Source organism: Escherichia ruysiae, assembly GCF_031323975.1.
Taxonomy (GTDB): domain Bacteria; phylum Pseudomonadota; class Gammaproteobacteria; order Enterobacterales; family Enterobacteriaceae; genus Escherichia; species Escherichia ruysiae.
The window spans coordinates 1,572,378-1,592,753 of the sequence record NZ_JAVIWS010000001.1; the positions used below are offsets into that span (position 1 = coordinate 1,572,378).

Genomic DNA, 20,376 nt, shown 5'->3' on the forward strand with positions numbered 1-20,376 from the left:
CAGAAATTCAGGAGCCGGGATGTTAATCTGGGTTATCATCTTACTTTCCCGCGACAGGTTTCAGCTCAATACGCTTGATATCGCCCACCAGCACCAGGTAGCTCAGTACCGCGATTAAGGCATGAACCCCAACATAAATCAGCGCCCCATTAAACGAGCCAGTCGTGCCAACGATATAACCAATTGCGATTGGCGTGACGATGCCAGAAATGTTACCGAACATGTTGAACAGGCCACCGGAAAGACCACTAATCTCTTTTGGCGCGGTATCTGCCATTACGGCCCAACCCAGCGCCCCGATGCCCTTACCGAAGAAGGCCAGCGCCATAAAGCCGATGATCATCCACTCAACGTTGACGTAGTTACAGAACACCATCACCATCGACAGCAGCATGCCCATCACGATCGGCGTTTTACGCGCAATGTTCAGCGAACCCGTGCGACGCATCAGCCAGTCAGAAATAATTCCACCCAGCACACCGCCGATAAAACCGCAAACCGCCGGAACAGAAGCCACAAAGCCCGCTTTCAGAATTGACATCCCACGCGCCTGCACCAGATAAACCGGGAACCAGGTGATAAAGAAGTAAGTCATGGCGTTGATACAATACTGACCGATATAAACGCCGATCATCATCCGCGAACCTAGCAACTGTTTGATCTGCCCCCACTTCACGCTGAACGGCACTTTAACTTTGGTGTTTTGCTGATCCATATTGATCAGCGCCCCGCCCGCAGCAATGTAGTCCAGCTCTTTCTGATTTACGCCCGGATGTTGATTTGGCTCGTGGATGACTTTCAACCAGATAAAGCTGATGACAATGCCCAGACCGCCCATAAAGAAGAAAACGTGTGACCAGCCCACTTCATGAGTCAGCCAGCCCATAATCGGCGCGAAGATAACCGTTGCGAAGTATTGTGCGGAGTTAAAAATCGACACCGCCGTTCCCCTTTCCTGCGCAGGAAACCAAGCCGCTACAATGCGACTGTTGCCGGGGAAAGAGGGCGCTTCAGCAAGCCCGACCAGGAAACGCAGCGTAAACAGGGCAACGATAATGCCGAATCCACTAAAGATATCGACGAAGCCTTGCAGCAAGGTAAACATCGACCAGATAAAGATCGACCAGAAGTAGACGCGTTTTGAACCAAAGCGATCCAACAACCAGCCACCTGGGATCTGCCCTATTACATAAGCCCATGAGAAAGCAGAGAACACATAACCCATTCCCACGGGATCAAGGCCGATATCTTTGGCCATTTCTGAACCGGCGATAGAGAGCGTAGCGCGGTCGCCGTAGTTGAAGGATGTGACGATAAACAACATCACCACTATCCAGTAACGAGCATTCGTGCGTTTTTCAACACTGCTCGCAGCCTGACTTAAAGAACTCATTGTTGCACTCCTGAAAATTCGCGTTAGCCACGCTCACTCTGGACTGCAATACCGCCAGGAAATCAGAGGTGACGTAGGGTGTTTTTTGCCGTTTTTATAGGTCGTTCGCCGAATGCGGCGCGTGTTTATATCTGGCAATAGCAGTATAAAAAGCGCGCCATAGCGGCTCACCGTGCAACAACACAACATTAATGCGTTCAATGAGGCCCGATTTTGGCATTAGCCCTGGACGGTGGAATCAACTTCACGGAAATGAAAACAAGAACAAGAAAGGAAGGGTTATAACGGAGAAATAAAGAAGAGTATGAAATGGATCGCTTGACTCCAGGCAAACGCCAGTAAAAAACCGTCACATTTGCAAGTTTTTACTGGCATTTGCCTGAAAGGATTCGATTCAGTTTGCTTAAAACGGCAATTTGTCAGGACAACAGCGTGCCCCAATGTTCGACCCACGGGTTTGATTCCGTTTCCGGTTCAGGGTTCTCACTGGCGTCAATCAGCAGCATTTCCCCTATCCGCTGCGCACTCTGTTCCTGCAACAAGGCATCGAACTGTTTGCCGCCGTTGCAGAAATTCACATAGCTACTGTCGCCGAGCGCAATTACGCCATAACGAAGATTCGGCTGAAAACCGAGGCTATCTTTGATTCCCTGAAAAAGCGGCACAATGCTGTCAGGCAGGTCGCCTTGCCCGGTCGTGGACGTAACCACCAGAACGAACTTGTCCTGATAGAGCAGCCAGTCGCTTAATTCTGGATCTTCAAACACCGTGGCTTTGTGCCCCTGCGCAGTCAGAATTGCTTCCGCTTCCTCCGCCACTAACAGTGAATTTCCGTACATGGTGCCCACAAAAATACCAATTTCCGCCATACCGTTTTCTCCCTGGATTAGGAACTTATCTCACCATCCTGACCTGATGGCGCACTGAACTCAACCCTTTCATTTTCAGGAAGCAGACCACGCCAGCCAAATTGTGATAACGCCTGCATCCAGGTGTCGTCCAGACCCGCGTGAATAGTCAGCGGTTCGCCGGTGAACGGATGCGTCAATGATAACTGGCTGGCATGTAGCATTAACCGCTGGAGGCCAAAATGTTCAGCCCCACTGCGATTCTGGCGTAAATCGCCATGTTTGCTGTCGCCAATAATTGGATGACGCAAATGGGCAAGATGGCGGCGGAGCTGGTGTTTGCGTCCGGTTTTCGGCTCCAGTTCCACCAGGCCGTAGCGCGTGGTCGGGTAACGTCCGGTTGCGACTGGCATTTCCACCGTCGCCAGACCGCGATAATGCGTCACCGCTGGCTGTGGCCCTTTATCTTCACGGGCAAATTTATCAGCGATTTTGTCCAGTTCTTCCACCAGTGGATAATCCAGCACCGCTTCTTCCATTAGCCAGCCACGAACTATCGCATGGTAACGTTTCTGGATTTGATGCTGTTCAAACTGTTGTGCCAGCAGCCGTCCAGCTTCGCTGGACAGTCCCATCAGCAATACGCCGGAAGTAGGTCTGTCCAGGCGATGCGCGGTAAACACGTGCTGGCCTATCTGGTCACGCACGGTTTGCATGACCACCACTTTCTCATCGCGATCCAGCCAGCTACGGTGGACCAGCCAGCCGGACGGTTTATTTACCGCAACCAGCCATTCATCCTGGTAGAGTATTTCCAGCATCAGTTTGCGTCATCCGCAAAAAGGGCATCCAGCTTTTCCAGTTCCGCCAGAATAAGCGTGCGTTGCGGGTGATCCGTCGCCAGCGCCATTTCATAGTACGGCGCCACGGCAAATGCCCCCGGTAATGGCTGGTTGTTATCTAATAAATCGTGCATTCGTGGGATAAGCACCCACTGCAACCACTCCAGTGGTTCCATGGTGTCCATAAAGAACGGTTGGGTACTGTTGAATTGATGCGGCTGGGGCTCATCGTTTCGCCAGTGCTGATGTTCACGCAGTAACGATTCAAGCGCCTGCAACTGAAGACGAACGCGGTCATGAGTGGTCATAAAGCAACCTCAATAAGAAAAAACTGCCGCGAAGGATAGCAGGAATAAAAAAAGGGAGCACTGTATTCACAGTGCTCCCGGTTCGTTTCGCAGCAATCCAGCTACTTTTGTTGCTCCCTGCTCATCCTTGACAACTTTTCCTCTGGTCTTGCGACCAATTGTTCATCCTGAACTATTGCTTCCTGCTCACACCACCCCGATGTGATACTTCATCCTGAAGTGTCCCTGGCCTTCCTGACCCACCGAATCATCCTGACCGGTTCTCATTCTCCATCCTGGAGGTGTCCTTTAACGCATCCAGCGTTTTCCTCTTCGCTTCATCCAGAAGCCTTTCCCTGAAACACCGTCCTGGCGTGTCCTTCAGAAGTGTCATCATCCTGATGTTCACTTCGTTGTCTGACTCCCTGTCGACGAAGATAGAATCGTCTTTTTCGCTGAGTCTTACAAGGCGCTTACAGACAAAGCCTTAAGGATAATTTCATATGAAAGTTAAGAAATTTCATATAATCCATTGATTATAAATAAAAATATCGATTCTTATCTGTTTGAGTATTCGCTTATTTCCTGGCGATCTCCTACAGGGTCTGTAAGAGATCTCTCACAACCAGACGGGGTATTTGGATTACAGAAGAGGCTTAAGTTGGTTAAGGAATTCCGCAAGATTTGAGGCTAAATGCGTCCGTTTACGCGTTCCCAGCGTCTCTTTGCACACTTCACCAGAGAGATTACACACCGAGATGACCTCTAACTCTTCTTCCAGTGTTGCGATAAATAGCGTGGGCGGCAGTTTTAACCGTTTCTGAGTCACCAGATGACCAATCAGATTTTCCTGCACCCGGCGGAAGTCGTCTTCGCTCCAGGTTTGCAGTAATGTCAGTTTGATATCGCCAAACTGCGCATGCATATCCCCGGCAAACTGGGTTGTATAGAAGGTATGAATTGTGGGTTGTATCACAATATCAAACGCCCGTTCAACCGCGTTTACATTTTGTTCACCGGTAAACGGCTGGGGTTGCCAGTATACGGCGTCATCGGTGGTTGAAATAATGCATGGTGAAGGCACGCCATACAGCTCCTCACTTAACGGCCAGCTTTTATGCTCTTCATGCCACGCATCGCAGTAGCGTGCAGTAAAATCTTTCAGGGCATGTGCGGTCAAATCGTCCACTAATTTCTCTCTTCACTTAAACCAGATACACTTGTCGTTTAGTTTATCTGGTTTATGACGGTGAAACATGTCTTCTTATACAAACCATCAGGCACTTGCGGGCCTGACTCTCGGAAAATCAACCGATTACCGGGATACCTATGACGCCAGCCTGCTGCAAGGCGTTCCGCGTAGTCTGAATCGCGATCCTCTGGGCCTGAAAGCGGATAACCTGCCTTTTCACGGCGCGGATATCTGGACGCTGTATGAGCTTTCCTGGCTGAATGCCAAAGGTTTGCCACAGGTCGCTGTCGGTCATGTTGAACTTGATTACACCAGCGTAAATCTGATTGAGTCGAAGAGTTTTAAGCTCTATCTCAATAGCTTTAACCAGACGCGTTTTAATAACTGGGAGGAGGTGCGCCAGACGCTGGAGCGCGATTTAAGCACCTGTGCCCAGGGTAAGGTTAGCGTGGCCTTATATCGTCTTGATGAACTGGAAGGCCAGCCGGTGGGACATTTCAATGGCACCTGCATTGATGAGCAGGATATCGCTATCGATAACTATGAATTTACCACTGACTATCTTGAGAATGCCGCCAGCGGTGAAAAAGTGGTGGAAGAGACGCTAGTCAGCCATTTGCTGAAGTCAAACTGTCTGATCACCCATCAGCCAGACTGGGGGTCAATCCAAATTCAGTACCGTGGACACAAAATTGACAGGGAAAAACTGCTGCGCTATCTGGTTTCTTTCCGTCATCACAACGAGTTCCATGAGCAATGCGTAGAGCGTATTTTTAATGACCTGCTACGCTTCTGCCAGCCAGAGAAATTAAGCGTCTATGCGCGTTATACCCGTCGTGGCGGCCTGGACATTAACCCCTGGCGTAGCAATAGCGACTTTGTCCCATCGACGACCCGACTGGTACGACAATAAATTTTTTCTCATTTTTGCGTACTGGATTCACGCATAGAGTTGTGAAAGGCCATCATGCAGGGCTATTGTAATCAAAGGGAATGACGATATTCGTCCCATAAGGAGTTTTTCTTGATTACACATATTAGCCCGCTTGGCTCCATGGATATGTTGTCGCAGCTGGAAGTGGATATGCTTAAACGCACCGCCAGCAGCGACCTCTATCAACTGTTTCGCAACTGTTCACTTGCTGTTCTGAACTCCGGTAGTTTGACCGATAACAGCAAAGAATTGCTGTCTCGTTTTGAAAGTTTTGACATTAACGTGCTGCGCCGTGAACGTGGCGTTAAGTTAGAACTGATCAATCCCCCGGAAGACGCTTTTGTCGATGGGCGCATTATTCGCGCCTTGCAGGCCAACTTGTTCGCTGTTCTGCGCGACATTCTCTTCGTCTATGGGCAAATCCATAACACCGTTCGTTTTCCAAACCTGAATCTCGACAACTCTGTCCACATTACTAATCTGGTCTTTTCTATATTGCGTAATGCTCGCGCACTGCATGTCGGCGAAGCGCCAAATATGGTTGTGTGCTGGGGCGGTCACTCAATCAACGAAAACGAGTATTTATATGCCCGTCGCGTCGGAAATCAGCTGGGTCTGCGTGAGTTAAACATCTGCACCGGTTGTGGTCCAGGAGCGATGGAAGCGCCGATGAAAGGCGCAGCAGTGGGTCACGCTCAGCAGCGTTACAAAGACAGCCGTTTTATTGGTATGACAGAGCCGTCGATTATCGCTGCTGAACCGCCTAACCCGCTGGTCAACGAATTGATCATCATGCCGGATATCGAAAAACGTCTGGAAGCGTTTGTGCGTATCGCTCACGGCATCATTATCTTCCCTGGCGGTGTGGGTACGGCAGAAGAGTTGCTCTATTTGCTGGGAATTTTGATGAATCCGGCAAATAAAGATCAGGTCTTACCGCTGATCCTCACCGGTCCGAAAGAGAGCGCCGATTACTTCCGCGTACTGGACGAGTTTGTCGTGCATACGCTGGGAGAAAACGCGCGCCGCCATTACCGCATCATCATTGATGACGCTGCTGAAGTCGCTCGTCAGATGAAAAAATCGATGCCGCTGGTGAAAGAAAATCGCCGTGACACCGGTGATGCTTACAGCTTTAACTGGTCAATGCGCATTGCGCCAGATCTGCAAATGCCGTTTGAGCCGTCTCACGAGAACATGGCTAATCTGAAACTGTACCCGGATCAACCCGTTGAAGTGCTGGCTGCTGACCTGCGTCGTGCGTTCTCCGGTATTGTGGCGGGTAACGTAAAAGAAGTCGGTATTCGCGCCATTGAAGAGTTTGGGCCTTATAAAATCAACGGCGATAAAGAGATAATGCGTCGTATGGACGACCTGCTTCAGGGTTTTGTCGCCCAGCACCGTATGAAGTTGCCTGGCTCAGCCTACATCCCTTGCTACGAAATCTGCACGTAATCTCCCCTCCCCCGGTAACGTTTGTTGCCGGGTTTTTCTCTTATTTAGTCACTCACTCACCAATCCATTTCATTTGTTATCTGAATGTTTCAACGCATCATAAGACACTTAATATCACCAATATTAATATGTCATACAATTTATATTGCCACGCAAACGTTTACCTGCTTTCATAAACCGCATTTTATTACTGTGAAAAAGAAATTCTTATCATGATTAACTAAAAGTATTGATTTTTTCAGTTCAACCTACATATATTGCGCGCCCCGGAAGAAACCAGATATCGTTTAGTGGGAAAATATTGCCCTTAAATTCTCTTTTACTTTTGATTTACAGAGTAAAGAGTTGGGATTATCTATCTTCTAAGTAGATTATTGTATTTGAGATCAAGATCACTGATAGATGCATAACTTGTGTGTATCTTTCCGCCCTCAAATTATTACGGCGGAAAATGATTAAGCCATCGCCGATAGACAGATTTCATTTTTACGGCCAGGCACCTTCCCGGGCTGAACTGGCTAAAAGCTGAATTATTTGCATTCCTCCAGGAGAAATAGATGGAAACGACTCAAACCAGCACGATTGCGTCGAAAGACTCTCGCAGTGCCTGGCGCAAGACAGACACCATGTGGATGCTGGGCCTCTACGGCACGGCAATCGGCGCGGGTGTACTGTTCCTGCCAATCAACGCCGGTGTTGGCGGTATGATCCCGCTGATCATCATGGCCATCCTTGCGTTCCCGATGACGTTTTTTGCTCACCGTGGCCTGACTCGCTTCGTACTGTCTGGTAAAAACCCAGGCGAAGACATCACTGAGGTAGTAGAAGAACACTTTGGTATTGGTGCAGGTAAACTGATTACTCTGCTGTACTTCTTCGCTATCTACCCGATCCTGCTGGTTTATAGCGTGGCAATCACCAACACGGTTGAAAGCTTCATGTCTCACCAGCTGGGTATGACGCCGCCGCCGCGTGCGATTCTGTCCCTGATCCTGATCGTGGGTATGATGACCATCGTTCGCTTCGGTGAGCAGATGATCGTTAAGGCGATGAGTATTCTGGTATTCCCGTTTGTTGGCGTACTGATGCTGCTGGCTCTGTACCTGATCCCGCAGTGGAACGGCGCAGCTCTGGAAACGCTGTCTCTGGACACTGCATCTGCAACCGGAAACGGTCTGTGGATGACCCTGTGGCTGGCGATTCCGGTAATGGTATTCTCGTTCAACCACTCTCCGATCATCTCTTCTTTCGCCGTTGCGAAGCGTGAAGAGTACGGCGATATGGCAGAACAGAAATGCTCGAAGATCCTGGCATTCGCTCACATCATGATGGTGCTGACCGTAATGTTCTTCGTCTTCAGCTGCGTACTGAGCCTGACTCCGGCAGACCTGGCTGCGGCTAAAGAGCAGAACATCTCGATTCTGTCTTACCTGGCGAACCACTTTAACGCGCCGATCATCGCGTGGATGGCTCCGATTATCGCGATTATCGCTATCACCAAATCCTTCCTCGGCCACTACCTGGGTGCGCGTGAAGGCTTCAACGGTATGGTGATCAAATCTCTGCGTGGTAAAGGTAAGTCTATCGAAATCAACAAGCTGAACCGTATCACTGCACTGTTTATGCTGGTAACGACCTGGATTGTTGCTACGCTGAACCCAAGCATCCTGGGGATGATTGAAACCCTGGGCGGTCCAATCATCGCGATGATCCTGTTCCTGATGCCGATGTACGCAATCCAGAAAGTACCGGCAATGCGTAAGTACAGCGGTCACATCAGCAACGTATTCGTTGTCGTGATGGGTCTGATTGCTATCTCCGCAATTTTCTACTCTCTGTTCAGCTAAATCCTTTCGCGCCGCTTTCGGGCGGCGCTTCCTCCGTTTTAACCCGATGAATTTCCTATGATTAGCGTATTCGATATTTTCAAAATCGGCATTGGTCCTTCCAGTTCCCATACCGTTGGACCAATGAAAGCGGGTAAACAATTTACCGACGATCTGATTGCCCGTAACCTGCTTAAAGACGTGACCCGCGTGGTGGTTGATGTCTACGGCTCGCTCTCTCTGACCGGTAAAGGCCACCACACTGATATCGCCATTATTATGGGGCTGGCGGGTAACCTGCCGGATACCGTTGATATCGATTCCATCCCTGGTTTTATTCAGGATGTGAATACTCATGGTCGCCTGATGCTGGCAAATGGTCAGCACGAAGTGGAGTTCCCGGTTGATCAGTGCATGAACTTCCATGCCGACAACCTTTCTCTGCATGAAAACGGTATGCGCATCACCGCGCTGGCGGGCGATAAAGTTGTTTACAGCCAGACTTACTACTCCATCGGCGGTGGCTTTATCGTTGATGAAGAACATTTTGGTCAGCAGGATAGCGCACCGGTTGAAGTTCCTTATCCGTACAGCTCAGCAGCCGATCTGCAAAAGCATTGTCAGGAAACCGGGCTGTCACTCTCTGGCCTGATGATGAAAAACGAACTGGCGCTGCACAGCAAAGAAGAGCTGGAACAGCACCTGGCGAACGTCTGGGAAGTGATGCGCGGCGGTATTGAGCGCGGTATTGCCACCGAAGGCGTGCTGCCAGGCAAACTGCGCGTTCCACGCCGTGCGGCGGCTCTGCGCCGGATGCTGGTCAGCCAGGACAAAAACACCACTGACCCGATGGCGGTTGTTGACTGGATCAACATGTTCGCTCTGGCGGTGAACGAAGAGAACGCTGCTGGTGGTCGCGTGGTGACTGCACCGACTAACGGCGCGTGCGGGATTATCCCGGCAGTGCTGGCGTACTACGACAAGTTTATCCGTGAAGTGAACGCTAACTCACTGGCTCGTTACCTGCTGGTGGCAAGCGCCATTGGTTCTCTTTATAAGATGAACGCCTCGATTTCTGGTGCCGAAGTCGGCTGCCAGGGCGAAGTTGGCGTAGCGTGCTCTATGGCAGCGGCGGGTCTGGCAGAACTGTTAGGCGCAAGCCCGGCACAGGTATGCATCGCGGCAGAAATCGCAATGGAGCATAACCTCGGCCTGACGTGTGACCCGGTTGCCGGACAGGTACAGGTGCCGTGCATTGAGCGTAATGCCATTGCGGCAGTGAAAGCGGTGAACGCCGCGCGTATGGCGCTGCGCCGTACCAGCGAGCCGCGCGTCTGCCTCGATAAAGTTATCGAAACCATGTACGAAACAGGTAAAGATATGAACGCCAAGTACCGTGAAACTTCTCGCGGCGGCCTGGCAATGAAGATTGTTGCCTGCGATTAATCTCTCTCCAGAGGCCTCGTTTTGCGAGGCCTCACATTGTTGAGAATGTGCCTGTTGTTTATGTCGGATGCGGCGTAAACGCCTTACCCGACCTACAAAACAGCGAAAATTCAATAGATTGTGATTCTTTTGTAGGCATGATAAGCGTAGCGCATCAGGCAATTTGGCGTTGTCATCAATATCAGACCTCATTTTGCGAGCTCTCTTCCCGATTTCTCATCCAGCCGTAGCCTGTTCCGACATCGAATGTTACCCTTATCGCCTGATCTTTAAGGGGGTTATCGTGGCTGTTCATTTGCTTATTGTCGATGCACTGAATCTTATTCGTCGCATTCATGCCGTTCAGGGCTCGCCCTGCGTGGAGACCTGCCAGCACGCGCTCGATCAGCTCATTATGCACAGCCAGCCAACCCACGCCGTCGCCGTTTTTGATGATGAAAACCGCAGTAGCGGCTGGCGTCATCAGCGTTTACCGGATTACAAAGCCGGTCGTCCGCCAATGCCGGAAGAGTTGCACAACGAAATGCCTGCGTTACGCGCAGCCTTTGAACAACGCGGTGTCCGATGCTGGTCAGCCAGCGGCAACGAAGCAGATGACTTAGCCGCCACGCTGGCAGTAAAAGTGACCCAGGCCGGGCATCAGGCAACCATTGTTTCGACAGATAAAGGCTACTGTCAGCTCCTTTCACCTGCACTGCGTATTCGTGATTACTTTCAGAAACGTTGGCTTGATGCGCCGTTTATCGATAAAGAATTTGGCGTTCAACCTCAGCAATTACCCGATTATTGGGGGCTGGCGGGGATCAGCAGCTCAAAGGTGCCGGGTGTTGCGGGGATTGGGCCAAAAAGCGCCACGCAGTTACTCGTCGAGTTTCAGAGTCTGGAAGGGATATATGAAAATATCGACGCGGTTGCCGAAAAGTGGCGCAAGAAACTGGAAGAACATAAAGAGATGGCGTTTCTGTGTCGCGATATTGCCCGCTTACAAACCGACTTGCATATCGACGGCAATTTACAGCAATTGCGGTTGGTACGATAACAGCGTGCCGAATACTACCGATTAACACCTCATTGAATTAAATGCACTTGTAGGCCGGATAAGACGCGGCTAGCGTCGCATCCGGCATTATCACATCAGCGCATTTACCAGGCGGTATGGTAAAGCTCGACAATATCCTCAAGCGTTGCTTCACGCGGGTTGCCACCGGTACAAACATCGGATGCCAGACCGGAGTCAATGCCCCAGCCAACTCACTTACCGTTCGTCGCGACGACCACCCACCGCAGCCCAGATACGACGGACATGCACCGTCACTTCTTCTCGATCGTGATACAACTGCCGCGCCTGAATCTGGGCGTTAATACCATGTTCATCAAGCTGTGCCTGAATGTACGCCAGATTGTGTGACACTTCTTCGTAGCGTTTTTTCATCGGTAGCTTAAGGTTGAAGATAGTTTCACGACACCAGCCATTAACCAGCCACTGTGCCATCAGTGCTGCGACTTTCGCTGGTTTTTCAACCATATCGCATACCATCCATGAGATGTTGCTACGTGTTGGGCGGAATTTGAAACCATCTTCCCGCAGCCACGTCACCTGTCCGGTATCCATCAGACTTTGCGCCATCGGGCCGTTATCGACGGAGTATACCCACATGTTGCGCTTCACCAGTTGGTAGGTCCAGCCGCCTGGACAAGCGCCCAAATCTACCGCCCACATTCCATTTGCCAGGCGTTCATCCCACTCATCCGCAGGAATAAACACATGAAATGCCTCTTCCAGTTTGAGCGTGGAACGGCTTGGCGCATCCGCCGGAAACTTCAGGCGTGGAATCCCCATATAGAACGGCGAATTATTATTGCTGTAGGAGTAGCCGGTATAGCAGCAGCCTGGTGCAATAAAGAATACATGCACAACCGGACGCTTCGGCGTTTCATAGTTCGCCAGCACACCCGCATCACGCAAGGCTGCCCGTAGCGGCACGGTAAATTTACGGCAGAATTTCAGCAACTCTTTGCTTTCGTTGGTATCGGCAACTTCAACACGCAGTTCACCGCCCTTCTCTACTACACCCTGTAACATGCCGACAATGGGGGTAATTCGATCTTCTGGCGGCAAATGCTGCAGGAGTTCCCCCACCACAAACCACTGGCGAGCAAAAATTAATGAACTGAACGGCAGTTCGCGGATTAACTTATCGCCATCATCCGGTTGATAACATTCATAGATGACATAACCCGCATTGTCTTTAACGCGGGCAAAACCGAATATTTCCCGCTGACCGGCTTTATCGGTAATTTCCGCAGCACACTCTTTTTCAAAGCCAGGACGGCACAACAATACAACCTTATTCATGATTTACGCCCTTGCGCTTTAAACGGATAGCTCCGACTAACATTAACGCCCAGCCCGCGAGGAAGCTCACGCCGCCAACCGGTGTGACAAACGCCCACAAACGCAGATGGGACAGCGCCAGGCAATAAAGGCTGCCGCTGAACAGCACCGTGCCTAACGCGAGGAAAACGCTACTCCAGTAAAACCAGATACTGATGCGACGCTGCATCGCCACCGCCAGACCTAAAATCGCCAGCGTATGGAACGCCTGGTATTCGAGGCCGGTCTGGATCCAGCCCATCTCAACGGCTCCCATGGTTTTACTTAACACATGCGCGCCAAAAGCGCCGAGAGCCACAAAAATGAAGCCGCTAATGGCGGCGAAAATCAGCATAAAACGGCTGGTCATGGTCGTACCCTACGTAAATTATTGTTCATAACGAAAGCGGAATTTTTCTTGTTCAGCAGCGGCTTTCGCCAGGATCCATTGGCGAAAGGCGGCTATTTTACCCAGTTCTGCCTGGCTGTCATGACATACCAGATAAAAAGCATTTTTACTGACCAGAACATCATTAAACGGGCAGACAAGGCGTCCGGCCTCGATTTCCGATTGCGCCATCACATTATTCGCCAATGCGACTCCCTGCCCGTGGATAGCCGCTTGCAGCACCATCGCGCTGTGACTGAAGATCGGCCCTTGTTGAACGTTGATATGATTTAACCCCAACTGGCGAGTATATGTCTGCCAGTCACGCCGGGACGCATCGTGTAATAACGTATGTTTAGCCAGATCTTCTGGCGTCTTCAAGGGTTTTTCGCCGGTTAACAGTAGCGGGGAACACACCGGCAACAAATATTCGGCATAAAGTTTTTCGACCCGCAGCCCCGGCCAGTTGCCCCGACCATAAAATATCGCCACATCAACATCATCCGCCAGTTTATCTTCCTGGCGATCGACCGCCTGGATTCGAACGTCGATTCCCGGATAAGCTGAATTAAAGCTGGAAAGTCGCGGCACCAGCCAGTGGATGGCAAAACTGGGGAGTAAACTGACCGTCAACGCCCCCTTGGCGCTACGAGCCTGGAGTTTACGCGTCGCTTCGGTTAATTGCGAAAATATCTCTTTGATATCGAGGAAATAGCTTTGCCCTTCCTCGGTCAGCAGGAGTGAACGATTACGGCGACGGAACAGTTTCAGTCCCAAAAAATCCTCAAGTGACTTGATTTGATGACTTACTGCGGCCTGGGTCACAAAAAGCTCTTCTGCTGCGCGCGTGAAGCTTAAATGGCGTGCGGCGGCATCAAAAACTCGTAAGGCATTTAGCGGTGGTAATCGTTTTGACATGGCTTTTAAACTTTGATGTTAAATGAATTTAACAATTAGATCACACTATGTAACCTATTAGTTTTTTTTATCTGAGCCATTATAAATTGTCCGTTGAGCTTCTACCAGCAAATACCTATAGTGGCGGCACTTCCTGAGCCGGAACGAAAAGTTTTATCGGAATGCGTGTTCTGGTGAACTTTTGGCTTACGGTTGTGATGTTGTGTTGTTGTGTTTGCAATTGGTCTGCGATTCAGACCATGGTAGCTAAGCTACCTTTTTTCACTTCCTGTACATTTACCCTGTCTGTCCATAGTGATTAATGTAGCACCGCCTAATTGCGGTGCTTTTTTTTACCTTGCGATCGCGAATTACTGATCCAGCTCGACCATCTCTTTCACGTCGGTACGGTTGATCTGCTGTTTGTTGCCATTAGCGTCTTTATACGAAATCATACCGGTTTCATTATCAGTTTGTGGTTTACCGTCAGAGACGATGGTACGTCCGTCATTGGTGTGCATCACATAGTTCGAACCGGAACAGGCGCTCAGGGCAAAAGTCAGCATACAGGCAGAGATAATTGCGGCAGTCTTTTTCATCTTCTTCTCCTTAAAGCGATTAATAAATCTTAATAGTATTGATTAACAGGCTAAAATTAACGCCTAACACTATTCAGCATATGTTACTGACGCGGCTTCGCCAGGATATCCAGATAATTCCGATGGTTAGCACTCTCCTTGTATCAAAGTGAATTTTGCGTCACGATCGGTGAATCAAGCCGAGGAGTACCATGAACGTTTTTAATCCCGCGCAGTTCCGTGCGCAGTTTCCCGCATTACAGGATGCGGGCGTCTATCTCGACAGTGCCGCAACCGCGCTCAAGCCCGAAGCCGTGGTTGAGGCTACCCGACAGTTCTATAGCCTTAGCGCCGGAAACGTCCATCGCAGCCAGTTTGCCGAAGCCCAACGTCTGACCACACGTTATGAGGCTGCGCGGGAGAAAGTGGCGCAATTGCTCAATGCTCCAGATGACAAAACCATTGTCTGGACGCGCGGCACCACCGAATCCATCAACATGGTGGCGCAATGCTATGCGCGTCCGCGTCTGCAACCGGGCGATGAAATTATTGTCAGCGTGGCAGAGCACCACGCCAACCTCGTCCCCTGGCTGATGGTCGCCCAACAAACCGGAGCCAAAGTGGTGAAGTTGCCGCTTAATGCGCAGCGGCTGCCAGATGTCGATTTGTTACCAGAGCTGATTACTCCCCGTAGCCGGATTCTGGCGTTGGGCCAGATGTCGAACGTCACTGGCGGCTGCCCGGATCTGGCACGAGCGATTACCTTTGCCCATTCAGCCGGGATGGTGGTGATGGTTGATGGTGCTCAGGGGGCGGTGCATTTCCCTGCAGATGTTCAGCAACTGGATATCGATTTCTACGCTTTTTCAGGTCACAAACTTTACGGCCCGACGGGTATCGGCGTGCTGTATGGCAAACCAGAACTGCTGGAAGCAATGTCGCCCTGGCTCGGCGGTGGCAAAATGATTCACGAAGTCAGTTTTGACGGCTTCACCACACAATCTGCCCCGTGGAAACTGGAAGCCGGAACGCCCAACGTCGCAGGCGTCATTGGGTTAAGCGCGGCGCTGGAATGGCTGGCAGATTATGATATTAACCAGGCAGAAAGCTGGAGTCGTAGCCTGGCGACGCTTGCAGAAGATTCGCTGGCAAAACGTCCAGGCTTTCGTTCATTCCGCTGCCAGGATTCCAGCCTGCTGGCCTTTGATTTCGCGGGGGTTCATCACAGCGATATGGTGACTTTGCTGGCAGAGTACGGTATTGCCCTGCGCGCCGGGCAGCATTGCGCTCAGCCGCTACTGGCAGAATTAGGCGTAACCGGCACACTGCGCGCCTCTTTTGCGCCATATAATACAAAGAGTGATGTGGATGCGCTGGTGAACGCCGTTGACCGCGCGCTGGAATTATTGGTGGATTAATGACAAACCCGCAATTCGCCGGACATCCGTTCGGCACAACCGTTACCGCAGAGACGTTACGCGATACTTTCGCGCCGTTGACGCAGTGGGAAGATAAATATCGCCAGTTGATCATGCTGGGGAAACAGCTTCCTGCTTTGCCAGACGAATTAAAAGCACAGGCCAAAGAGATTGCCGGATGCGAAAACCGCGTCTGGCTGGGATATACCGTGGCTGAAAACGGCAAGATGCATTTCTTTGGCGACAGCGAAGGACGCATTGTGCGCGGTCTGCTGGCAGTGTTGTTGACCGCCGTGGAGGGCAAAACCGCCGCCGAGTTACAAACGCAGTCGCCGCTGGCGTTGTTTGATGAGCTGGGATTGCGTGCGCAACTTAGTGCCTCACGCAGTCAGGGGCTGAATGCGTTAAGCGAGGCGATTATCACAGCGGCGAAACAGGTTTAAGCACAAATCCAGGTCGGATAAGACGCTCGCGTCGCATCCGACATAATGGTTATTCCTTGCGCGCCGCTTTCGCCATCATCTTCTTCAGCGCATGAGAAACCGCAACAAAACCAAAGGTGGCGGTCACCATCGTTGCCGCACCAAATCCTGATGCGCAATCCATTCGCTTTGGTCCTTCCGCCGTGGCTTTCATCGCACAGACCGTACCGTCTGACTGCGGATATACCAACGCCTCGGTAGAAAACACGCAATCCACACCGAGCTTACCTTTGCTGTTTTTCACCACGCCAAAATCGCTTTTCAGGCGCTCGCGCAGCTTCGCCGCCAGCGGGTCCTGAATAGTCTTCGCCAGGTCAGTAACCTGAATCTGCGTCGGATCAATCTGCCCGCCGGCCCCCCCCGTCGTTACCAATGGGATTTTATTGCGACGACAGTATGCGATTAGTGCCGCTTTGGGGCGCACACTGTCAATGGCATCAATAACATACGAATAACCGGCATTCATATATTGCGCTACGTTATCCGGCGTCACGAAATCGTCCACCACTGTCACCCGACACTCCGGGTTAATCTGGCGAATACGCTCCGCCATCACTTCCGCTTTTGCCAGCCCGACGTTATCACGCAGCGCGTGAATTTGCCGATTGGTATTGGTGACACACACATCATCCATATCGATAAGCGTGATTGCGCCAATCCCCGTGCGCGCCAGAGCTTCCGCCGCCCAGGAACCGACACCACCGATGCCGACCACACAGATATGTGCATCGGCAAATAGTTGCAAGGCTTTCTCACCATACAGACGCGCAGTGCCGCCAAAACGCTGACGCCAGGCATCACTAATTACCACAGACATAGCACCTCAGAATTAAAAAGGGTGAGGTTATCCCCCACCCTAAACGCATAAATGCCTGATGCGCTACGCTTATCGGGCCTACATAACTCCTGCAATATATTGAATTTGCATGATTTGTAGGCCTGATAAGGCGTTCACGCCGCATCCGGCATGAACAATGCGCACTTAGTCAACAATCAGGAGATGAGGTTATCCCTCATCCTGTCTTATCCGTAAAAACGGCGTACAGAATAACACATCAGCCGCTAAAGACGTTACCTGCACCCGGTGCCGTTTTCAGCACCCAGACACGTCCATAGTGGTTGTACCAACCTGCGCGGTGTCCGGCTTCCGGCCCGATCCCTTGATAGATATCGAAATGTTGGCCTTTGATTGCGCCACCGACATCCAGCGCCACCATCAGACGCAGTTCGTACTGACCGTTAAATTTACCGTTATTATCCAACAACGGTACTTCTGCCAGCAAGGTAGTGCCTGGCGGGATGAGCGAGCGATCGGAGGCAACAGAAGCACGACCAACCAGCGGCACAGCACTTGCTCCTTTCACCGGTGCAAAAGATTGCGGCTTAAAGAAGACGAAAGACGGATTCTGTTCCAGCAGTTCGCGAACTTCGGCTTCACTGTGCGTTTCCCCCCAGTGACGAATCGCCTGCATCGACATATCTTCTTTTTTCACTTCGCCACGATCGATCAGCACCTTACCAATACTGCGATAGGCATGACCGTTCTTTCCGGCATAGCTGAAGAAGTTAAGCGGACTGCCGTCGCCAAAATCGATATACCCGCTACCCTGTACATCCATAATGAAGTTATCCATCAGGGAGTTGCTGTAAGCGAGGATATATTTATCGCTCAGTGCCCCCGCGTAGATCTCCGCACGAGACGGCAGACGGCCGCGTTTTGGCGGCATACGGTAAATAGGATACTGGAACTCGCCCTGGCGGGTATGGCGCGCCTGAATTACCGGCGTGTAATAGCCTGTAAACTGCACGTTGCCATAGTTGTCCGCGCCTTCCATCTGCCAGGCGTCAATGCCGAACTGGCGCATATTGCGGGTATCACCGCCTGCGCGCAGCCACTCTTGCACCGCGTTATAAACATTACTCTGGTTGCCATACAGACGCGGTGACGAGTTACGAATATGGTTAATTTGCTCGGCAAAATCACCGGCGTTAATTGGTGCGCCAACGGCATCTGGCTGGTTCACCAGAGAGAAAGGCTGGGTAAATTTCCCGTCTTTATATTGCTGTCCGCGATCGGTTGGTTTGGAGGAGCAGGCGGCAAGCATCGCCACAACAGCGCCCATAAGAAGGTACTTTACCCAACGTCCTTTCATTGTTCTCTTCTTCAGGTTAAAAAATAAGGCACAACGAAGATAACAAACCGTCGCGTTTAATGAAATGAGCAGACTCTCCCTGACGCAAATTTTGCACAAAAAATAGACGGTAGCGTTTTGTTTTTGTTCAAAATCATGCCAAATCCGTGATCCGGGTAAAAAAAAGGTTGCATGAAAACGCGAGCGGAGTATAGTGCGCATCCACGGACGCGGGGTGGAGCAGCCTGGTAGCTCGTCGGGCTCATAACCCGAAGGTCGTCGGTTCAAATCCGGCCCCCGCAACCAATTAAAATTTGATGAAGTAAAGCAGTACGGTGACGCGGGGTGGAGCAGCCTGGTAGCTCGTCGGGCTCATAACCCGAAGGTCGTCGGTTCAAATCCGGCCCCCGCAACCAATCAAAATTTGATGAAGTAAAAGCAGTACGGTGACGCGGGGTGGAGCAGCCTGGTAGCTCGTCGGGCTCATAACCCGAAGGTCGTCGGTTCAAATCCGGCCCCCGCAACCAATACTTAAACACCCTGACGGGTGTTTTTTTGTTTCTGCTCTCCCATAAAAAAGGCGCCATTCAGCGCCTTTTTATCATCCCCTTCTCGCCAGCGTCGCTCCATCGGCAAAATACGCTTTAATTCCCGCAAGAATGGACTCTGCAACTTCCTGCTGGAAAGTCGCCGTTTTCAGTTTGCGCTCTTCCTCAACGTTACTGATAAACGCCGTTTCGACCAGAATGGAGGGAATATCAGGCGCTTTCAGCACGGCAAACCCGGCCTGCTCGACCTGATTTTTATGCAACTTATTGATTTTCCCTAGTTTATTCAGTACTGCTCTACCAAACTTCAGGCTGTCGGCAATGGTCAGCGACTGAACCATATCAAACATGGTGTGGTCGACATAGCGGTCGCCACTTTTGCTCACACCACCAATTAAGTCCGAGGCGTTCTGGGTTTGCGCCAGATATTTTGCCGCAGTACTGGTTGCGCCTTTGGTCGAAAGCGCAAACACCGAGGAGCCGCTCGGCTGGCGGCTGGTAAAGGCATCTGCATGGATAGAGACAAACAGGTCAGCACGTTGTTTCTGTGCTTTTGCTACGCGCACCTGCAATGGAATGAAGATGTCTTCATTACGCGTCATGTACACCTTCATATTGCCCTCTTTCTCGATCAGAGAGCGCAGACGGCGGGCAATCTGTAATACCACATCTTTTTCACGCGTTTTGTATTTCCCCACCGCGCCAGAGTCTTCGCCACCGTGGCCAGGGTCAAGCATGATGACAATTGGGCGATCGCGCCCTGCCTTACCTGGCTGCGGACCACTTTGCGCAGGCGGCACCTGTTTTTCGAGATCGCCTTTGTTGTAATCCTCCAGCAGCGCCAGCAGCGGGTCTTGCATATCCTGCGCATTGACCGGATAGAGATCCATCACCAGACGCTCTTTAAATCCGGCAACCGGCGCGAGGGCAAACATCTGTGGTTTTACGTTTTGCTTTAATTCAAAAACCATCCGCACGGTTTGCGGATCAAATTGCCCGACGCGTGCTGACTTGATGAACGGGTCGTCAGCACGAATTTGTGCCGCCATCCCCTTGAGCACCGAGTTCAGGTTTACATCTTCAATATCCACCACCACGCGCTCAGGATTACTCAACGCGAACTGCTTATATTTCAGCTGACGGTTTGATTCAACCGTCACACGGGTATAGCTGGACGCAGGCCAGACGCGCACCGCCACGACCTGGCTGACCGCAGCCAGGCTGACCTGACTTACGCTCAATAGCCACATGGCACCCGCGCCTTGCAGTAAACGACGACGGCTGATTGCAGTATTGGATCCTGACATGCCTCTCCCGAGCAAAAAAATCTAAGCTG

General features: G+C 51.1%; 19 protein-coding genes, 3 tRNA genes and 1 pseudogene. 10 read left to right on the top strand and 13 right to left on the bottom strand.

Going from position 1 to position 20,376, the window contains the following annotated elements; all coding sequences use genetic code 11:
• Positions 1 to 40: 40 nt before the first annotated feature.
• From gudP to syd, 5 genes are all read right to left on the bottom strand, one after another.
• Entirely contained in the window at positions 41 to 1,393 is a 1,353-nt protein-coding gene (gene gudP, locus RGV86_RS07830; protein ID WP_000097076.1) for a galactarate/glucarate/glycerate transporter GudP, read from the bottom strand.
• 419 nt (positions 1,394 to 1,812) lie between these two features.
• Complete coding sequence (locus RGV86_RS07835) at positions 1,813 to 2,262, bottom strand: flavodoxin (protein ID WP_000807742.1); 450 nt, start codon at positions 2,260 to 2,262, stop codon at positions 1,813 to 1,815.
• A 17-nt stretch (positions 2,263 to 2,279) separates the two neighbouring features.
• The gene (truC, locus tag RGV86_RS07840; RefSeq protein ID WP_000890001.1) at positions 2,280 to 3,062 is read right to left on the bottom strand and encodes a tRNA pseudouridine(65) synthase TruC; all 783 of its coding nucleotides are present in this window, start codon (positions 3,060 to 3,062) and stop codon (positions 2,280 to 2,282) included.
• Positions 3,062 to 3,391 carry a YqcC family protein gene (locus RGV86_RS07845; protein ID WP_000207002.1) on the bottom strand — a complete coding sequence of 110 codons (330 nt, stop codon included), beginning with the start codon at positions 3,389 to 3,391 and terminating at the stop codon, positions 3,062 to 3,064. Before RGV86_RS07845 ends, truC begins: the two co-directional genes overlap by 1 nt.
• 622 nt (positions 3,392 to 4,013) lie before the next feature.
• Entirely contained in the window at positions 4,014 to 4,559 is a 546-nt protein-coding gene (syd, locus tag RGV86_RS07850) for a SecY-interacting protein (protein ID WP_000342418.1), read from the bottom strand.
• Positions 4,560 to 4,626: 67 nt separating this feature from the next.
• Here syd and queF point away from each other — a divergent pair, with 67 nt between their 5' ends.
• From queF to xni, 5 genes are all read left to right on the top strand, one after another.
• Positions 4,627 to 5,475, top strand: a complete 849-nt coding sequence (queF, locus tag RGV86_RS07855; protein ID WP_000100577.1) for an NADPH-dependent 7-cyano-7-deazaguanine reductase QueF — start codon at positions 4,627 to 4,629, stop codon at positions 5,473 to 5,475.
• Positions 5,476 to 5,586: 111 nt separating this feature from the next.
• Positions 5,587 to 6,951: a nucleotide 5'-monophosphate nucleosidase PpnN gene (gene ppnN, locus RGV86_RS07860; RefSeq protein ID WP_000628011.1), complete on the top strand. Its 1,365-nt coding sequence runs from the start codon at positions 5,587 to 5,589 to the stop codon at positions 6,949 to 6,951.
• Between the two features lie 557 nt (positions 6,952 to 7,508).
• Positions 7,509 to 8,798, top strand: coding sequence for an HAAAP family serine/threonine permease SdaC (gene sdaC, locus RGV86_RS07865; protein ID WP_000450473.1), 1,290 nt, complete (start codon positions 7,509 to 7,511; stop codon positions 8,796 to 8,798).
• Positions 8,799 to 8,855: 57 nt separating this feature from the next.
• Positions 8,856 to 10,223, top strand: a complete 1,368-nt coding sequence (gene sdaB / locus RGV86_RS07870) for an L-serine ammonia-lyase II (protein ID WP_000626400.1) — start codon at positions 8,856 to 8,858, stop codon at positions 10,221 to 10,223.
• Between the two features lie 283 nt (positions 10,224 to 10,506).
• Positions 10,507 to 11,262, top strand: coding sequence for a flap endonuclease Xni (xni, locus tag RGV86_RS07875; RefSeq protein ID WP_024165228.1), 756 nt, complete (start codon positions 10,507 to 10,509; stop codon positions 11,260 to 11,262).
• A gap of 104 nt (positions 11,263 to 11,366) precedes the next feature.
• Here xni and RGV86_RS07880 read toward each other — a convergent pair.
• The 5 genes and pseudogenes from RGV86_RS07880 to RGV86_RS07900 all read right to left on the bottom strand — a co-directional run.
• A pseudogene (locus RGV86_RS07880) lies at positions 11,367 to 11,441 on the bottom strand (hypothetical protein); the annotation flags it as partial.
• Positions 11,442 to 11,478: 37 nt separating this feature from the next.
• On the bottom strand, positions 11,479 to 12,579 hold the full coding sequence (gene rlmM, locus RGV86_RS07885) for a 23S rRNA (cytidine(2498)-2'-O)-methyltransferase RlmM (protein WP_001045502.1): 1,101 nt from the start codon (positions 12,577 to 12,579) through the stop codon (positions 11,479 to 11,481).
• Positions 12,572 to 12,967, bottom strand: coding sequence for a DUF423 domain-containing protein (locus tag RGV86_RS07890; RefSeq protein ID WP_000203904.1), 396 nt, complete (start codon positions 12,965 to 12,967; stop codon positions 12,572 to 12,574). The genes rlmM and RGV86_RS07890 overlap by 8 nt, the downstream gene beginning before the upstream one ends.
• Before the next feature lie 18 nt (positions 12,968 to 12,985).
• A complete protein-coding gene (gene gcvA / locus RGV86_RS07895) occupies positions 12,986 to 13,903 on the bottom strand; it encodes a glycine cleavage system transcriptional regulator GcvA (RefSeq protein WP_000044401.1) in 918 nt (305 codons plus the stop codon).
• 350 nt (positions 13,904 to 14,253) lie between these two features.
• On the bottom strand, positions 14,254 to 14,481 hold the full coding sequence (locus RGV86_RS07900; RefSeq protein WP_000750399.1) for a YgdI/YgdR family lipoprotein: 228 nt from the start codon (positions 14,479 to 14,481) through the stop codon (positions 14,254 to 14,256).
• Positions 14,482 to 14,672: 191 nt separating this feature from the next.
• On the opposite strand from RGV86_RS07900, the gene csdA reads away from it, so the two are divergent.
• Positions 14,673 to 15,878, top strand: a complete 1,206-nt coding sequence (gene csdA, locus RGV86_RS07905; RefSeq protein WP_085461103.1) for a cysteine desulfurase CsdA — start codon at positions 14,673 to 14,675, stop codon at positions 15,876 to 15,878.
• Complete coding sequence (gene csdE, locus RGV86_RS07910) at positions 15,878 to 16,321, top strand: cysteine desulfurase sulfur acceptor subunit CsdE (protein WP_085461104.1); 444 nt, start codon at positions 15,878 to 15,880, stop codon at positions 16,319 to 16,321. Before csdA ends, csdE begins: the two co-directional genes overlap by 1 nt.
• Positions 16,322 to 16,370: 49 nt before the next feature.
• Here csdE and tcdA read toward each other — a convergent pair whose 3' ends face one another.
• Both tcdA and mltA read right to left on the bottom strand, forming a co-directional pair.
• Positions 16,371 to 17,177 (bottom strand): tRNA cyclic N6-threonylcarbamoyladenosine(37) synthase TcdA, encoded by an 807-nt coding sequence (tcdA, locus tag RGV86_RS07915; protein WP_000117715.1) that lies wholly within the window; start codon positions 17,175 to 17,177, stop codon positions 16,371 to 16,373.
• Positions 17,178 to 17,415: 238 nt separating this feature from the next.
• Positions 17,416 to 18,513, bottom strand: coding sequence for a murein transglycosylase A (mltA, locus tag RGV86_RS07920; protein ID WP_000678631.1), 1,098 nt, complete (start codon positions 18,511 to 18,513; stop codon positions 17,416 to 17,418).
• Positions 18,514 to 18,721: 208 nt separating this feature from the next.
• Here mltA and RGV86_RS07925 point away from each other — a divergent pair.
• The 3 genes from RGV86_RS07925 to RGV86_RS07935 all read left to right on the top strand — a co-directional run bounded on the left by RGV86_RS07925 (position 18,722) and on the right by RGV86_RS07935 (position 19,019).
• Positions 18,722 to 18,798: transfer RNA gene (locus tag RGV86_RS07925), tRNA-Met, on the top strand.
• A 33-nt stretch (positions 18,799 to 18,831) separates the two neighbouring features.
• Positions 18,832 to 18,908, top strand: a tRNA-Met gene (locus RGV86_RS07930).
• A 34-nt stretch (positions 18,909 to 18,942) separates the two neighbouring features.
• Positions 18,943 to 19,019, top strand: a tRNA-Met gene (locus RGV86_RS07935).
• 74 nt (positions 19,020 to 19,093) lie between these two features.
• Here the strand turns inward: RGV86_RS07935 and amiC are convergent.
• A complete protein-coding gene (gene amiC / locus RGV86_RS07940) occupies positions 19,094 to 20,347 on the bottom strand; it encodes an N-acetylmuramoyl-L-alanine amidase AmiC (protein ID WP_000016908.1) in 1,254 nt (417 codons plus the stop codon).
• Positions 20,348 to 20,376: the final 29 nt, after the last annotated feature.

Coding starts and splice junctions, on each gene's coding strand:
- gudP (WP_000097076.1), bottom strand. CDS start 1,393: ATGAGTTCTTTAAGTCAGGCTGCGAGCAGTGTTGAAAAACGCACGAAT.
- RGV86_RS07835 (WP_000807742.1), bottom strand. CDS start 2,262: ATGGCGGAAATTGGTATTTTTGTGGGCACCATGTACGGAAATTCACTG.
- truC (WP_000890001.1), bottom strand. CDS start 3,062: ATGCTGGAAATACTCTACCAGGATGAATGGCTGGTTGCGGTAAATAAA.
- RGV86_RS07845 (WP_000207002.1), bottom strand. CDS start 3,391: ATGACCACTCATGACCGCGTTCGTCTTCAGTTGCAGGCGCTTGAATCG.
- queF (WP_000100577.1), top strand. CDS start 4,627: ATGTCTTCTTATACAAACCATCAGGCACTTGCGGGCCTGACTCTCGGA.
- sdaC (WP_000450473.1), top strand. CDS start 7,509: ATGGAAACGACTCAAACCAGCACGATTGCGTCGAAAGACTCTCGCAGT.
- sdaB (WP_000626400.1), top strand. CDS start 8,856: ATGATTAGCGTATTCGATATTTTCAAAATCGGCATTGGTCCTTCCAGT.
- rlmM (WP_001045502.1), bottom strand. CDS start 12,579: ATGAATAAGGTTGTATTGTTGTGCCGTCCTGGCTTTGAAAAAGAGTGT.
- RGV86_RS07890 (WP_000203904.1), bottom strand. CDS start 12,967: ATGACCAGCCGTTTTATGCTGATTTTCGCCGCCATTAGCGGCTTCATT.
- gcvA (WP_000044401.1), bottom strand. CDS start 13,903: ATGTCAAAACGATTACCACCGCTAAATGCCTTACGAGTTTTTGATGCC.
- RGV86_RS07900 (WP_000750399.1), bottom strand. CDS start 14,481: ATGAAAAAGACTGCCGCAATTATCTCTGCCTGTATGCTGACTTTTGCC.
- csdA (WP_085461103.1), top strand. CDS start 14,673: ATGAACGTTTTTAATCCCGCGCAGTTCCGTGCGCAGTTTCCCGCATTA.
- csdE (WP_085461104.1), top strand. CDS start 15,878: ATGACAAACCCGCAATTCGCCGGACATCCGTTCGGCACAACCGTTACC.
- tcdA (WP_000117715.1), bottom strand. CDS start 17,177: ATGTCTGTGGTAATTAGTGATGCCTGGCGTCAGCGTTTTGGCGGCACT.
- mltA (WP_000678631.1), bottom strand. CDS start 18,513: ATGAAAGGACGTTGGGTAAAGTACCTTCTTATGGGCGCTGTTGTGGCG.
- amiC (WP_000016908.1), bottom strand. CDS start 20,347: ATGTCAGGATCCAATACTGCAATCAGCCGTCGTCGTTTACTGCAAGGC.